General features: G+C 71.6%; 14 protein-coding genes. 9 read left to right on the forward strand and 5 right to left on the reverse strand.

Translation table 11 applies throughout. The features are described from left to right. Window positions 1-107 precede the first annotated feature (107 nt). From ACFQ7C_RS13745 to ACFQ7C_RS13760, 4 genes are all read left to right on the forward strand, one after another. On the forward strand, window positions 108-1319 hold the full coding sequence (locus ACFQ7C_RS13745) for a glycosyltransferase 87 family protein (protein ID WP_378901995.1): 1212 nt from the start codon (window positions 108-110) through the stop codon (window positions 1317-1319). A 32-nt stretch (window positions 1320-1351) separates the two neighbouring features. After that, on the forward strand, window positions 1352-1678 hold the full coding sequence (locus tag ACFQ7C_RS13750; protein WP_378901998.1) for an MTH1187 family thiamine-binding protein: 327 nt from the start codon (window positions 1352-1354) through the stop codon (window positions 1676-1678). A gap of 90 nt (window positions 1679-1768) precedes the next feature. Further along, entirely contained in the window at window positions 1769-3037 is a 1269-nt protein-coding gene (locus ACFQ7C_RS13755) for an MFS transporter (protein ID WP_378902001.1), read from the forward strand. 9 nt (window positions 3038-3046) lie between these two features. Beyond that, a complete protein-coding gene (locus ACFQ7C_RS13760) occupies window positions 3047-3805 on the forward strand; it encodes an NUDIX domain-containing protein (protein ID WP_378902004.1) in 759 nt (252 codons plus the stop codon). 7 nt (window positions 3806-3812) lie between these two features. Here ACFQ7C_RS13760 and ACFQ7C_RS13765 read toward each other — a convergent pair whose 3' ends face one another. Both ACFQ7C_RS13765 and ACFQ7C_RS13770 read right to left on the reverse strand, forming a co-directional pair. Beyond that, the gene (locus tag ACFQ7C_RS13765; RefSeq protein ID WP_378902007.1) at window positions 3813-5486 is read right to left on the reverse strand and encodes a heme peroxidase family protein; all 1674 of its coding nucleotides are present in this window, start codon (window positions 5484-5486) and stop codon (window positions 3813-3815) included. Window positions 5487-5556: 70 nt separating this feature from the next. After that, complete coding sequence (locus tag ACFQ7C_RS13770; protein WP_378902010.1) at window positions 5557-6762, reverse strand: homoserine O-acetyltransferase; 1206 nt, start codon at window positions 6760-6762, stop codon at window positions 5557-5559. Window positions 6763-6863: 101 nt separating this feature from the next. Here ACFQ7C_RS13770 and ACFQ7C_RS13775 point away from each other — a divergent pair, with 101 nt between their 5' ends. Then, on the forward strand, window positions 6864-7112 hold the full coding sequence (locus ACFQ7C_RS13775) for a hypothetical protein (RefSeq protein ID WP_378902013.1): 249 nt from the start codon (window positions 6864-6866) through the stop codon (window positions 7110-7112). Between the two features lie 71 nt (window positions 7113-7183). Here the strand turns inward: ACFQ7C_RS13775 and ACFQ7C_RS13780 are convergent, their stop codons facing one another. Continuing rightward, window positions 7184-8506, reverse strand: a complete 1323-nt coding sequence (locus ACFQ7C_RS13780) for a bifunctional o-acetylhomoserine/o-acetylserine sulfhydrylase (RefSeq protein ID WP_378902016.1) — start codon at window positions 8504-8506, stop codon at window positions 7184-7186. A 169-nt stretch (window positions 8507-8675) separates the two neighbouring features. Between ACFQ7C_RS13780 and ACFQ7C_RS13785 the strand changes: the two genes are divergently transcribed. Genes ACFQ7C_RS13785 through ACFQ7C_RS13800 form a run of 4 tightly spaced genes read left to right on the forward strand, consistent with a single transcriptional unit; the run spans window position 8676 to window position 11671 of the window. After that, window positions 8676-9464 carry an SDR family oxidoreductase gene (locus ACFQ7C_RS13785; protein ID WP_378902019.1) on the forward strand — a complete coding sequence of 263 codons (789 nt, stop codon included), beginning with the start codon at window positions 8676-8678 and terminating at the stop codon, window positions 9462-9464. Continuing rightward, the gene (locus tag ACFQ7C_RS13790; RefSeq protein ID WP_378902022.1) at window positions 9461-10330 is read left to right on the forward strand and encodes a metal-dependent hydrolase; all 870 of its coding nucleotides are present in this window, start codon (window positions 9461-9463) and stop codon (window positions 10328-10330) included. Before ACFQ7C_RS13785 ends, ACFQ7C_RS13790 begins: the two co-directional genes overlap by 4 nt. A gap of 1 nt (window position 10331) precedes the next feature. Continuing rightward, on the forward strand, window positions 10332-11024 hold the full coding sequence (locus ACFQ7C_RS13795) for a uracil-DNA glycosylase (protein ID WP_378902025.1): 693 nt from the start codon (window positions 10332-10334) through the stop codon (window positions 11022-11024). Window positions 11025-11059: 35 nt separating this feature from the next. Then, on the forward strand, window positions 11060-11671 hold the full coding sequence (locus ACFQ7C_RS13800) for a GNAT family N-acetyltransferase (RefSeq protein WP_378902028.1): 612 nt from the start codon (window positions 11060-11062) through the stop codon (window positions 11669-11671). Window positions 11672-11674: 3 nt separating this feature from the next. On the opposite strand, the gene ACFQ7C_RS13805 is transcribed toward ACFQ7C_RS13800, so the two are convergent. Beyond that, window positions 11675-12094: a hypothetical protein gene (locus tag ACFQ7C_RS13805; protein WP_378902031.1), complete on the reverse strand. Its 420-nt coding sequence runs from the start codon at window positions 12092-12094 to the stop codon at window positions 11675-11677. Continuing rightward, window positions 12072-13142, reverse strand: a complete 1071-nt coding sequence (locus ACFQ7C_RS13810; protein ID WP_378902440.1) for a M4 family metallopeptidase — start codon at window positions 13140-13142, stop codon at window positions 12072-12074. Before ACFQ7C_RS13810 ends, ACFQ7C_RS13805 begins: the two co-directional genes overlap by 23 nt. Window positions 13143-13156: the final 14 nt, after the last annotated feature.

Here is a 13156-nt window from a genome sequence, read left to right on the forward strand (position 1 = left end):
GGTCTCGTGCGACGCGCCGGGTGGCAGCATCCGTCTTCCGCGTGCCGGGCACGTTCTCCGATTCCGTGCACGTCCGGGACTTCGTCGGGGCTCCCTAGGATGGTGGGGTGTTGCGGCGGACGTGGGTGTGGATCGCGTTCGCCCTCATCCACGCGGTGGTGATCTGGCTCGGCTTCGTCGACGGTCGCGGCGCCTCATGGGACGTCAGCGAGCTCTACCGCTGGTGGGCCGGGCGCACGTTCGCCGGCGGGGCGATCCCCGGCGTCACCGAGGACTGGATCTACCCGCCGCTCGCGCACCTGCCGATCCTGCTGGTCGGCGCGCTCTATCCGGCCGTCGACTACACGCTCGGCTGGGGACTGCTGGTGACCGGGCTCGACGCCGCCGCGTTCGCGGTGCTCGTCGGCCGGGGGCGGTCGCGGGGGCGCATGCTCGCGGCGTGGTTCTGGCTGGCGGCCATCCTGGCGCTCGGGGGCGTCGGGATGTTCCGGCTCGACGCGATCACGGTGCCGCTCGCCGTCGCCGGCTCGCTGTGGCTCGTGGGCCGTCCCTGGCTCGGATCGGTGCTCCTCGCCGTCGCGACGTGGATCAAGGTGTGGCCCGCGGCCCTGCTCGCCGCCGCCGTGATCGCGGTGCACCGCAGGCTCGCGATCGTCGGGGGAGCGGCTGCCGTCTCGGCCGTCGTCGTGGTGGCGGTCCTGCTCGCGGGCGGGGGTGCGCATCTCCTCGGCTTCGTGGGCGACCAGACGTCGCGCGGCCTGCAGATCGAGGCGCCGGTGAGCAGCGTCTACCTGCTGCTCGCGGTCGCAGGCGTGCCGGGCGCCTCGATCTTCTACGACGAGGACCTCATCACGTTCCAGGTGAACGGCCCGGCGGTCGACACCGTCATCGCGCTGATGACGCCGGTGCTGGCGATCGTGATGCTGGCGCTCGCGGTGATCGGTGCGTTCAAGGCCTGGCGCGGCGCGTCGTTCGTCGCCCTGTTCCCGCCGCTCGCGGCAGCCCTGGTGCTCGGATTCATCGTGCTCAACAAGGTCGGGTCGCCGCAGTACATGACCTGGCTGATCGCGCCGGTCGTCGTGGCGCTCGCGATCGACCGCCGCCGGTGGCTGCGCCCCGGTCTGCTCACGGTCGCGATCCTCGTCCTCACGCAGCTGATCTTCCCGTTCTGGTACGACTGGATCCTCGTGCTGACGCCCTCGGCCGTCTGGCTCCTCGTCGTGCGCAACCTGCTGCTCGTGGTGCTGTTCGTGTGGGTCGTGGTGCGTCTCGCCAGAGTCCCCGTACGCCGGCCGGTGCCACGGCGCGTGTCAGAGTAGACGTCGTCCCCCTCGAGAACCGGAGGTCCAACATGCTCGTCGCCTTCTCCGTCGCCCCCAGCGGAACCGGACGCGCGGACGGCTCCGTGCACGACGCGGTGGCGGCCGCCGTGCGCGTCGTGCGCGACAGCGGTCTGCCGCACCGCACCACGTCGATGTTCACCGAGATCGAGGGGGAGTGGGACGAGGTCTTCGACGTCGTGAAGCGCGCGACCGACGCGGTCGCGCCGTACGGCTCGCGCGTCTCGCTCGTGCTGAAGGCCGACATCCGCCCCGGGTATTCGGGTGAGCTCGACGGCAAGATCGAGCGGCTCGAGGAGGCCATCGATCGGCAGGCCGGCGACGCCGACGCCGGCTGAGACGCGCCGGTCCGCATTCGATGACGCTGTGGGTCGTCGAGGCGCCGAATCGATTCGGCAGGATGCCGCGACCGCCGTTAGCATGAGGCGGTGACCTCCTCGAATCTGACGAGGGGTGCGGCGACGTGGGCGCTCCTTTCCCTCGCCGTCGGCAGCTTCGGCATCGGGATGACCGAGTTCGTCGTCATGGGCCTGCTGCCGAACATCGGCTCCGACCTCCTTCCGTCACTGTGGGCCCTCCGCCAGGAGGACGCGATCTACCAGGCCGGATGGCTGATCTCGCTGTACGCCCTCGGCGTCGTCGTCGGCGCTCCGACGATCGCCGGTGCCGTTGCGAAATACCCGCGCCATCGCGTGATGATCGGGCTCGCGCTCGCCCTCACGGTGTTCAACGCGCTGACGTTCCTCGCCCCGACGTTCGAATGGGTGGCGGCATCCCGGTTCCTCGCGGGCCTGCCGCACGGCGCCTACTTCGGCATCGGCGCCCTGGTCGCCGCCGACGTGCTCGGCCCGGGCATGCGGGCGAAGGGCGTGGCGTTCGTGCTGACGGGTCTCACGGTCGCGAACGTGGTGGGCGTACCGCTCGGCACCTACCTCGGCCAGCAGCTCGGGTGGCGCGCGGCCTTCATGGTGGTCGCGGCGATCTTCGGTGCGGCGACCGTGCTCATCGCGTTCTTCGTGCCGGCGCACCCGGGTGACCCGTCCCGCACGCTCCGTGCCGAGCTGAAGGTGTTCCGCATCGGACAGGTCTGGCTCGCGCTGGGGGTCGGCGCCATCGGCTTCGGCGGGTTCTTCGCGGTCTACAGCTACGTCGCCCCGCTCGTGACCGAGGTCGCCGGGTCGCCGGAGTGGGTCGTGCCGATCGTGCTCATCGTGATGGGCCTCGGGATGACCGTCGGGAACCTCATCGGCGGCCACCTTGCGGACGTGGACCTCAAGCGCACGCTCGTGGGCGGGCTCGTCGGGCTCGCCGTCACCCTGGCGCTGCTCGCGCTGACCGCCCAGTGGATCTGGGCCCTCGGGTTCTTCGTGTTCGCCACCGGACTCGTCGCGTCGGCGCTCAGCCCCACGATCCAGACCCGGTTGATGGACGTCGCACAGGACAACCAGTCGATCGCGGCGGCACTCAACCACTCCGCGCTCAACATCGGCAACAGCCTCGGCGCCTTCCTCGGCGGCGTGGTGATCGCCGCCGGGTGGGGCTTCGCCGCGCCGGCGTGGGTCGGGGTCGCGCTCGCCGCCGGCGGGCTCGTGCTCGCGGCGGCCAGTCTGATGGCCGAGCGGCGCCGGGTCGCGGTGACGGCCCGACCGCCCCGAACCGGCACGGCCGCCATCCGTGGACCGGGGAACGGTGAGTAGAGTGAGCGGATGCCGGAGCCGACGCCGCCCGCCGAGCGCGCCCTGCGTGCGCTGAGCGATTCGATCGGCGGCGCACGAGCGCGGCGGCCCGAGGACGCCACGGATCCGGCGGTCCCGGTCGCCGCGACGGTCGTGCTGCTGCGCGACGGGGAGCGCGGGCTCGAGGTGCTGATGATCGAGCGCCCCGACCGCGGGTCGTTCGCCGGGGCCTGGGTGTTTCCCGGAGGCAAGCTCGAACCGGGAGATCGCGGCGACCCCGCCGAGCACGAGGAGGCGGTCGCGCGCCGCGCCGGCGCGCGCGAGACGCGGGAGGAGACCGGGCTCGATCTCGACCCCGAGGCGCTCGTGACGCTCTCGTGCTGGGATCCGCCGCCGGGGCTCGCGCTGCGGATCCGCACCTGGTTCTTCCTCGCGCGTGCCGGTGCCGGCACGCTGACGCTGTCGCCCGACGAAGTCGTCGCCGCGGAGTGGGTGGCCCCCGCCGACGCGCTCGCGCGGCACGGCCGGGGCGCGTTCACGCTCTACCCGCCGACCTGGGTGACGCTGCACGGGCTCGCGCAGCACCCTGATGCCCGGTCCGTGGTCGGCGACGCGCGCCTCGGCGGTGTCGACCGCTTCGAGACGGTCGCCCGCCGCGGTGCCGAGGGACCCCTCCTGCTGTGGCAGGACGACGACGAGTGGGATCCGGATGCTGCGGCTGCAGCATCCGGATCCCGTCATCGCATCGAGATCGGCGCCCTCCCGTGGCGCTACCAGCGCACGGGCTGACGACCGGTCACTCGCCGATCACCTTCGCGACGCGAACGAGGTCGGCGAAGGTGAAGTCGCCCGCGACCGCGCTCGGGAGCGTGGGTGCGAACCCGACGTTCAGCATCGACAGGGCGTCGCGACGCAGCATCGTCACGAACGTGTCGGCGACGATCTTCGCGCCGAGCGGACCGAGGTGCTCGCCGCCGGTGGTGACCATCGCCTCCCGCAGCACGTAGTACCACAGCGGCGTCTTCGCGAGGAGGAGGCCGCCCTGCTGCTGCAGGACGGCGACCTCGTCGGCGGGAAGGCCGTCGGTCAGCTGCGCCGTGGTGAGCACCGGCACGCCGAGCGCCGCGGCGGTGGCCTGCCCGCTCGGCAGGCCGAGCACGAGGCCGCGCAGCAGGTTGCGGGTCGCGAGGATCTTCATCATCGGGTTGGGACCCTGGCCGTCGAGATTCTCGAGCGCGCTCGCCAGCACGCTGTCGATCTTCCGCGCATTGTTGAAGATCGGCACCGTGAAGCCCGTCTCGAAGAATGCGTTGAAGTCGACGACCCAGTTCGAGCGCACCGGAAGGTGGTCGGGGTCGTGGACGAACAGGAAGACATCCGACATCGGCCTGTTCCTCAGCGCGAAGTTCAGCCAGTACTGGTCGCGGATCATGCTGTGCCCGAAGCGGTACGCGGCGACCGAGAACTCCACCGGCATCTCGAACCTGCTGCCGACCGCGACCGAGACCGACGCCAGGGCGGCGTCGACCGCGGCCTGACCGCAGATGCGGGGAAGGAAGTCGTTGACCACCGCCCACTGATAGTGCAGCGTGGCCTGCCGCTTCGCCTCGACGAAGACATCGCCGGTGAAGCCCGAGGCGACCAGTGAGTCGACGATGGCGTTGTGGAACCGCAGCATCGCGAAGTGGAACTGCGACACGATGAGGTTCTCGTTGTTGCGCGGGTCGCCGATGATCGCCGTCAGCGCGGAGGTGCGCGGCACGTCCGAGGCGGTCGGGGTGACCACGCCGGCCTCGCCGGCAGACCCGCCGGGGCCGCCCGGCCCGCTGGGCGTGTTGACGCCCAGCAGCAGGCGGAACGCGGATGCCGGCTCTCCCTCGGCGGGTGACCTGTAGAGGAACGTGTCGACGGCGGGTCCTCGGCCGTAGACGCTGTCGAGGTCGAGCATGGGCGAACGCATGTTGTTGATGACCGTGGCGTCCACGAGCGCAGACGAGTCGAGCGCCGACGACACGTCGAGCGTGATGTCGTGGTCGACGAACTGCCCCACGTACGTGAACCCCGCCGGGGTCGCCGAGTCGTCGGCCGTCTCACGGCCGCTGTCGGCCATGAGATCGCCGAGCTGCGCCAGCAGGGCGCGCGTGCTGTCGTCCAGCGGCAGCCGGCTCGCCTTTCGCACCCGCGATTTGGTCATGTAGCCGAACTTGTCGGCCGCCGAGGAGAACACCTCGTGCGCGGGGAAGTACCCGAGCGAGAACTTCGCCCCGTGGAATCTTCCGTGCCCCGGTCGCACCGCTTCCAGCGACGCCCGGATGTCGACGGGTAGTCGCGAACGCTCCCCGTCCCCATTGCCGGCTGCGTCCAGTCCGCGTGCGTGGCTTCCGTTCACGCCGAGCTGGTCGCGGAGGAAGGGCTGCGCGGCGAACGCGTCTTCGGGCGACTCGGCGCCCGGTATGGTTTCTGTGCTCATTGTTCCCTCCTTGGGACTCTGCCCAGTGAGAGAGCACCGCCTCGAGGACGGTGATACCGCGTGCGGCGGCTCAGGATTCGAGCAGGCGGCCGAGGTGCGCGCCGACGGCCGGCGTCTCGATCAGGAAGCCGTCGTGGCCGAAGTCGCTCGAGAGCACGACGGCGCGGTCACCGTCGAGGGTGTTGCGGATGCCGCGCGCGATGCGGTGCTGTCCGTCGATGGGGAAGAGCCGGTCGCTGTCGATGCCGAGCACGAGGGCCTTGGCGGTGATGAGGGCGAGGGCGTCCTCGACGCCGCCGCGGTCGCGGCCGACGTCGTGCGAGTTCATCGCCTCGACGAGCGTGATGTAGGAGTTCGCGTCGAAGCGTCGCGTGAACTTGTTGCCGTGGAAGTCGAGGTACGACTCGACGGCGAAGCGGCCGCCGTGCCCGAGCGGGCTGACGCCCGACTGCCATGTTCGCTGGAAGCGCTGGTTGAGCTCGGTAGGGGAGCGGTAGTTGAGCAGAGCCATCCGTCGTGCGAGCGCGAGCCCGCGGTTCGGGCCGTCGCCGTCGCCGGCGTCGTAGTACTCGCCGCCCTGGAACCGCGGGTCGATGCGGATCGCCTCGAGCTGCACCGAGTTGAGGGCGATCTGGTCGGCGGTGTTTACCGGCGGCGCCGAGAGGACGGCGACCCGCTCCACGCGCTCGGGACGTGAGATCGCCCACTCGAGCGCGTGCATGCCGCCCATCGATCCGCCCACGACGGCCGCCCACACGTCGACGCCGAGCGCGTCGGCCAGCCGTACCTGGGCGGCGACCTGGTCGCGGATCGTGAGGTACGGGAAGCGCGAGGCCCACTCGTAGCCGTCGGGACCGATCGATGCCGGGCCCGTCGACCCCTGGCAGCCGCCCAGCATGTTCGGCGCGACGACGAACCAGCGATCGGTGTCGATGGGCGCGCCGGGCCCGACGATGTCGTCCCACCAGCCGGAGGTGGGGTGTCCGGCCCCGGCAGGCCCGCGGACGTGACTGTCGCCGGTGAGGGCGTGGAGCACCAGCACGGCGTTGTCGCGCGTTGAGTTGAGCTCGCCCCAGGTCTCGTAGGCGAGGCGGTACGCGGGAAGATCCCGCCCGCCCTCGGTGCGGAACGCCCCGAACGCGGCGAAGTGCCGCTCGCCCCGTGGGTCGCCGTCGCGCCACGCGCCGGTCGCCGGAGGGCGACCGAGCAGCAGGCGCGCGTCAGCCTCCGTCACCGGCGCGCTCGGCACGGTGTCCTCGGAGGTCTGCCAGTCCATCCGTCCATTCTCGCCCGCGCATGCACGGTGACGCCGACTGTTACACGCAGTGCGGCGACGTGCGTCTTCATGCGTGCACCGGCGCGTGGCAGAATGCGCGCATGTCCAGCGCTGAGCCCTTCATGCCCGCCCACGAGCCCCCTGCGCAGGTTCCGCCGCAGGAGCACGATCTCGACCACGACACCGACGTGCTCTTCGACGAGGCGGATGGCTCCGAGGGCGCGGGTGAGCCGTGGCACACCGACGACGCCGTGCCGACGCTGCCGCGTCCGGTCCCGGGCGCGCACCTCAGCGCCGAGGAACTTGCGGCCGACTTCGCGGCCGGCGAGCCCGACACCCCGCAGGAGTGAAGCAGGAATGACGGATGCCGCGTGCCCGCGCACTGCGCGGGCACGCGGCGTCCGTGTCCCGAGGAGGGGGATCAGGCGCGAGCGGCCTCCGACACCCGGCGGGCCGCCGCGAGCGCCTGCTCGAGGTCGGCCTTGAGGTCGTCGATGTTCTCGAGGCCCACCGAGAGGCGCACCAGGCCCGGCGTGACGCCGGTCGTGAGCTGCTGCTCGGGCGTGAGCTGCGAGTGCGTGGTCGATGCGGGGTGGATGACGAGCGAGCGCACGTCGCCGATGTTGGCGAGGTGGCTGAAGAGCGTCAGCGAGTTGACGAATTCGCGGCCCGCCTCGACGCCGCCCTTGAGCTCGAAGGACAGCACGGCGCCGACGCCCTTCGGGGCGTAGTTGTTCGCCGCGGCGTACCACGGCGAGGTCGGCAGACCCGAGTAGTTCACCGAGGCGACGTCGGAGTGGTTCTCGAGCCACTCGGCGATCTCCTGCGCGTTCTGCACGTGGCGCTCGACGCGCAGCGACAGCGTCTCGATGCCCTGGATCAGCAGCCACGCGCTGTTCGGCGAGATCGCCGATCCGAGGTCGCGCAGCAGCTGCACGCGCGCCTTGATGATGTACGCCAGACCGTCGCCGACCGCCGCGGTGTACGAGGCGCCGTGGTACGACGGGTCCGGAACGGTGAGGCCCGGGAACTTGTCGACGTTCTTCGACCACTCGAACGTGCCGCCGTCGACGATCACGCCGCCGATGGTGGTGCCGTGGCCGCCGAGGAACTTGGTGGCGGAGTGCACGACGATGTCGGCGCCGTGCTCGAACGGCTTGATGAGGTACGGGGTCGCGATCGTGTTGTCGACGATGAGCGGAACGCCGTTCTCGTGCGCGACGTCGGCGACGCCGCGGATGTCGAGGACGTTGATCTTCGGGTTGCCGATGGTCTCCGCGAAGAACAGCTTCGTGTTCGGGCGGACCGCGCGGCGCCACTCCTCCAGGTCGTCCTGGTTCTCGACGAACGTCGTCTCGATGCCGAGCTTGGCGAGCGTGTACTTGAAGAGGTTGTACGTGCCGCCGTAGATGGAGCTCGACGACACGATGTGGTCGCCGGCCTCGGCGATGTTGAGGACCGCGAACGTCGCCGCGGCCTGGCCGCTCGCGAGCAGCAGGGCGCCCGTGCCCCCCTCGAGCGCGGCGAGGCGCTCCTCGACGACCGCCTGGGTCGGGTTCTGGATGCGCGTGTAGATGTTGCCGAACTCGGCCAGGGCGAAGAGGTTGGCCGCGTGGTCCGCGTTGTCGAAGACGTAGGACGTGGTCTGGTAGATCGGCGTGGCGCGAGCCTTGGTCACCGGGTCGGGCTGAGCCCCCGAGTGGATCTGCTTGGTCTCGAAACGCCAGTTCTCGGGTGCGGACATGGCCTGCTCCTGCGGGATCGGATGCCGGGAGCGTGCCCCCCAGCCGGGTTCGAGAGTACGGAGAACCCGGTCTTGTCAACAACGTGGGGGAAATGTGACGTAACGCGGTCGGGCGGGGAATCCACCCTCGGGGAGGGCGGTGAGGCGCGACGTGGGTAGCGTTGTCGTCATGGCGAACAGACGTGCAGTGGTGACCGGCGCGAGCTCGGGGATCGGCGAGGCGGCGGTGCGCGCGCTGCGCGCCACCGGCTGGGACGTGGTCGGGGTCGCGCGGCGCGCCGACCGGCTCGCGGCGCTGGAGGCCGAGACGGGCGCCGTCGCGTTCGCGGCCGACCTGACCTCCGACGCCGACGTCGAGGCGCTCACTTCGTTCCTGGCCGACTCGGGGCCGGTCCATGCCCTCGTGCACATCGCCGGGGGCGCGCGCGGCACCGATCGCGTCGAAGACGGCCGCGTCGAGGACTGGCAGTGGATGTTCGACGTCAACGTGCTCTCGGCGCAGCGGCTCGTCGCGGCGCTGCTGCCGCAGCTGCGCCGGGCCGCGGCATCCGACGGCCACGCCGACACCCTCTTCGTGACCTCCACCGCGGCGCAGACCGCGTATGCGGGCGGTGCCGGCTACAACGCGGCGAAGGCGGGCGAGGCGATGATCGCGCACGCGCTGCGGCTCGAGCTGAACGGCGAGCCGATCCGCGTCGTCGAGATCGCCCCGGGCATGGTGCACACGCCGGAGTTCACCCTCAACCGCCTGGGCGGCGACAGCGCCGCCGCGGAGCGCGTGTACGACGGCGTCGCGAACCCGCTCACCGCCGACGACGTGGCCGACGTCATCGCGTACGCGCTCAACGCACCGGGCCACGTCAACCTCGACCTCGTCACGATGCGGCCCGTCGCCCAGTCGGCGCAGCATCTGCTCGCCCGAGGACCGCTGCGTCCCCGCGGCACGGAGGAGCTGTGACCCTCACCGACGGCACCGTCGTCACCTATCCGGCCGGCGCGGTCTCCTCCCGCGGCACTGTGCTCCACGTCGCCGACGCCGGCGATGGACGGACGGCCGTGGTGCTCGACGAGACCGCCTTCCACCCTGTCGACACCGCGTGGCCGGACCAGCCCGCCGACCGCGGCACGCTGCGGGTCGGTGACGTCGAACTGGTCCTGGTCGACGCGGTCGTCGGCGCGACCCAGGGCGACGGATTGCTCCTCGGCCCCGACGTCCCGGTGCGCACGGGAACGGAGGGATGGACCTTCGTCGTCGCGCACCTCGTCGAGAACGGCGCCCTGGTTGCGGCCGGCGACACGGTCGACGTGACGGTGGATGCCGCCTACCGCACCGCACTCTCGGCGGGGCACACCGCGTGCCACCTGGCGTCGCTCGCGCTCGACGCGGCACTCGCCGACGCGTGGCGCAAGGACGCGCCGACCGACGCGCTCGGTGCGCCCGCCTTCGACGCCCTCGCGATCCAGGAGTCGCGCATCCTGCCCGACGCCTCCCGCGACGCATACCGGATCGGCAAGTCGCTCCGGCGCAAGGGGTTCGACCCCGACACGCTCGACGACCTCGATGCCCTCGCGGCCCGAGTGGACGCGCAGCTCGCCGAGTGGATCGCCGCGGGCGGCGCCGTGCGCATCGAGCGCGACGGCGACACGCTCGCCGACCGCCGCTCGTGGGTGTGCGAGCTCCCGGGTGGGGAGGCCCGGATCCCGTGCGGCGGCACGCACGTGGCGTCGCTGCACGAGCTCGCGGCGGTGACCGTCGCCTTCACCTCCACCACCGTCGAGGGCGGGCTCGAACTCGTCATGACGACCACGGCGAAGCGTGCGTGACATGGCGATGACCCTGCCCGAGCTCGCCGACGCCGGACTCGTCGACGCCGGATGGTCGACGGCGCTCGCGCCCGTCGGCCCGGATATCGCGGCGCTGGGCGAGCGGCTCCGCGCGGAGGTCGCCGCCGGGCGCCACTACCTCCCGGCGGGCGATCGCGTGCTGCGCGCCTTCCAGCGCCCGCTCGCCGAGGTCAAGGTGCTCATCGTCGGGCAGGACCCGTACCCCACGCCGGGGCACCCGATCGGACTCTCGTTCGCTGTCGACGCGCACGTGCGGCCGCTGCCGCGGAGCCTCGGCAACATCTACCAGGAGCTCGAGTCCGACCTCGGCATCCCCCGCGCCCCGCACGGCGACCTGTCGGCGTGGAGCGATCAGGGCGTCATGCTCCTGAACCGCGTGCTGACGGTCGCGCCGGGGGCGCCGGCATCCCATCGCGGATGGGGATGGGAGAAGGTGACCGAGCATGCGATCCGCACGCTCGTCGCGCGCGACCGGCCGCTCGTGGCGATCCTCTGGGGCAGGGATGCTGCGAACCTGAGACCGCTCTTGGGCGCCACGCCGATCGTCGAATCGCCGCACCCGTCACCGCTGTCGGCGAGTCGCGGCTTCTTCGGCTCGCGACCGTTCTCGCGAGCCAACGAGCTGCTCGCGCGGCAGGGCGCCGACCCCGTCGACTGGCGGCTGCCCGCGTAGGGCGCCAGGCGACCGCAGACCTGGAGGAGGAGCTCATGCTCGAAGAGGAATACGAGAAGGACCGGCGCAAGCTGCCGCGGCACCTGCAACGGCAGCCTGAGCCCGAGCGCCCCTTCTCGTTCACGATCCGGCCCGTCGAGGACCGCGACATCCCCGACATCCGCGAGATCTACAACTACTACGTCACGAACTCCGTCGTCACCTTCGACGAGGACGTCTGGACGATCGCCCAGTGGCGCAAGAAGCGTGACGGCCTCGCGAAGCAGGGCCTGCCCTTCCTCGTGGCGGAGTCCCCGTCGGGCCAGATCCTCGGGTACGCCCTCGTCCAGCCGATGTCGAGCAAGTCGGCGTACCGGTTCTCGGTCGAGAACTCGATCTACCTGGGGCAGGCCGCCACGGGCAAGGGGCTCGGGCGTGCGCTGCTCGAAGCCCTCATCGAAGCCTGCGAGGCCGCGGGGATCCGTCAGATGGTGGCGGTGATCAGCGACAAGGGAGCCGAGGGCTCGGTGGCGCTCCACGAGAAGCTCGGCTTCGTCGAGGTCGGCCGCATGGGCCGCGTCGGCTTCAAGTTCGGCCGCTGGCTCGGCACGATCTACATGCAGAAGGCGCTGAAGCCGGCGAAGAAGAAGGGCATCTTCGCGCGCTGAACCTCAGCGTTCCGGGCGGCCCGGGCCGGAGCTCTGCCGGCTCCAGTCGCGCACCGCGTCGATGAGCTCGCGCCACGCGCCGACGACCTCGTCATCGGGCAGCTCGGCCTCGCGCGTATCCGTCCCCGACCACGTCGCGCGGATGAACCACACGAACCCGTCGGGCACCGGATCCGCGCGCCGCAGCGCCGGGCGCGGGGGCGCGGCGGATCGCTCCGGCTCGTCGTCGGCGTCCTCGCTGGAGGTGGTGACGATATCGCTCCACGGGCACCGGTCGATGAGGGAGATCCACTCGGATGCCTCGGCCGCGGGCGGCTGCGCGCTCCACCGCCGCGTGATGCCCGCGATGCCGCCGGTGCGCGCCACATCGACCTCCACGGCGGGCGGCGGGGCGGTCGGGTCAGGACTCGGCTTCTCGGTCATCCGGGATCACGCCGACGCCCGTCCACCCGGCGCGGACGGCGTCGACCTCCTCCGACTCCTCACCGTACTCCGCCGCCGCGGCGGCGAGGGTGGCTCGCGCGAACGTCGTGAAGTCCGCCGTCGACGGCAGCGTGCCCGACGTGAGGGCGCGGTACCAGATGAGCCCGGCGCGCTCCCAGGCATGGCCGCCGAGCGCCTTCGCCGTGAGATAGAAGGCGTGATTCGGGATGCCCGAGTTGATGTGCACGCCGCCGTTGTCGTCACGCGTGCGCACGAAGTCGCGCATGTGCGCCGGCTGCGGGTCCTTGCCGAGCACGTCGTCGTCGTACGCGGTGCCCGGCGCGGCGAGGGACCGCAGCGCCGTGCCCTGCACCGCCTCGGTGAAGATCCCCTCGCCGATGAGCCACGTCGCCTCGTCGGCCGTCTGCCCGTCCCGGTGCTGCTCGGCGAGGGCGCCGAAGATGTCGGCGATGGACTCGTTCAGCGCCCCCGACTGCCCGCGGTAGACAAGGCCCCCCTCGTCTTCGATCACGCCGTGGGCGAGCTCGTGCGCGATGACGCTGAGCGACTGGGTGAAGCCGCGGAACACCTCGTCGTCGCCGTCGCCGAATACCATGCGCTCGCCGTTCCAGAACGCGTTGTCGTAGTCCCGGCCGTAGTGCACCGTCGCGAGCAGCGAGCTGCCCGACCCGTCGATGCTGTCGCGCGCGTACGCGTCCCACCAGAAGTCGAACGTCGCGCCGAGCCCCTCGAACGCGTCGTCGACGGCGGGGTCACCGGTGGCGGGGTCGTCCTCTCCGCGCACCCGGACACCCGGCAGCACCTGTCGGTGCTGCGCGTCGGAGATCTCGCGATCGGGCGCCGGCGTCGCCTCGGCGACGAGGGTGCCGGGCTCCTGGATCGACAGGCGAAGGCGCGAACGCACCGGGCGGTAGTCCCGCGGTGCGGCGAGCGTGCGGTGCGCGGCGTCGGCCGCGCGAGCCCAGGTCTCCTCCTGCACGGCGGCGATGCGGGCGAGCAGGTACGGCGGGACGATTCCGGGGCTCATGCTCATGCTTCGAA

It is taken from the genome of Microbacterium sp. NPDC056569, assembly GCF_042793475.1.
Taxonomy (GTDB): domain Bacteria; phylum Actinomycetota; class Actinomycetes; order Actinomycetales; family Microbacteriaceae; genus Microbacterium.

What these genes read in the sequence shown, in the direction of transcription:
- ACFQ7C_RS13775 (WP_378902013.1), top strand. Translation starts at nt 6,864, where the DNA reads ATGTCCAGCGCTGAGCCCTTCATGCCCGCCCACGAGCCCCCTGCGCAG.
- ACFQ7C_RS13805 (WP_378902031.1), bottom strand. Translation starts at nt 12,094, where the DNA reads ATGACCGAGAAGCCGAGTCCTGACCCGACCGCCCCGCCGCCCGCCGTG.
- ACFQ7C_RS13810 (WP_378902440.1), bottom strand. Translation starts at nt 13,142, where the DNA reads ATGAGCCCCGGAATCGTCCCGCCGTACCTGCTCGCCCGCATCGCCGCC.
- ACFQ7C_RS13800 (WP_378902028.1), top strand. Translation starts at nt 11,060, where the DNA reads ATGCTCGAAGAGGAATACGAGAAGGACCGGCGCAAGCTGCCGCGGCAC.
- ACFQ7C_RS13760 (WP_378902004.1), top strand. Translation starts at nt 3,047, where the DNA reads ATGCCGGAGCCGACGCCGCCCGCCGAGCGCGCCCTGCGTGCGCTGAGC.
- ACFQ7C_RS13785 (WP_378902019.1), top strand. Translation starts at nt 8,676, where the DNA reads ATGGCGAACAGACGTGCAGTGGTGACCGGCGCGAGCTCGGGGATCGGC.
- ACFQ7C_RS13780 (WP_378902016.1), bottom strand. Translation starts at nt 8,506, where the DNA reads ATGTCCGCACCCGAGAACTGGCGTTTCGAGACCAAGCAGATCCACTCG.
- ACFQ7C_RS13750 (WP_378901998.1), top strand. Translation starts at nt 1,352, where the DNA reads ATGCTCGTCGCCTTCTCCGTCGCCCCCAGCGGAACCGGACGCGCGGAC.
- ACFQ7C_RS13765 (WP_378902007.1), bottom strand. Translation starts at nt 5,486, where the DNA reads ATGAGCACAGAAACCATACCGGGCGCCGAGTCGCCCGAAGACGCGTTC.
- ACFQ7C_RS13770 (WP_378902010.1), bottom strand. Translation starts at nt 6,762, where the DNA reads ATGGACTGGCAGACCTCCGAGGACACCGTGCCGAGCGCGCCGGTGACG.
- ACFQ7C_RS13795 (WP_378902025.1), top strand. Translation starts at nt 10,332, where the DNA reads ATGGCGATGACCCTGCCCGAGCTCGCCGACGCCGGACTCGTCGACGCC.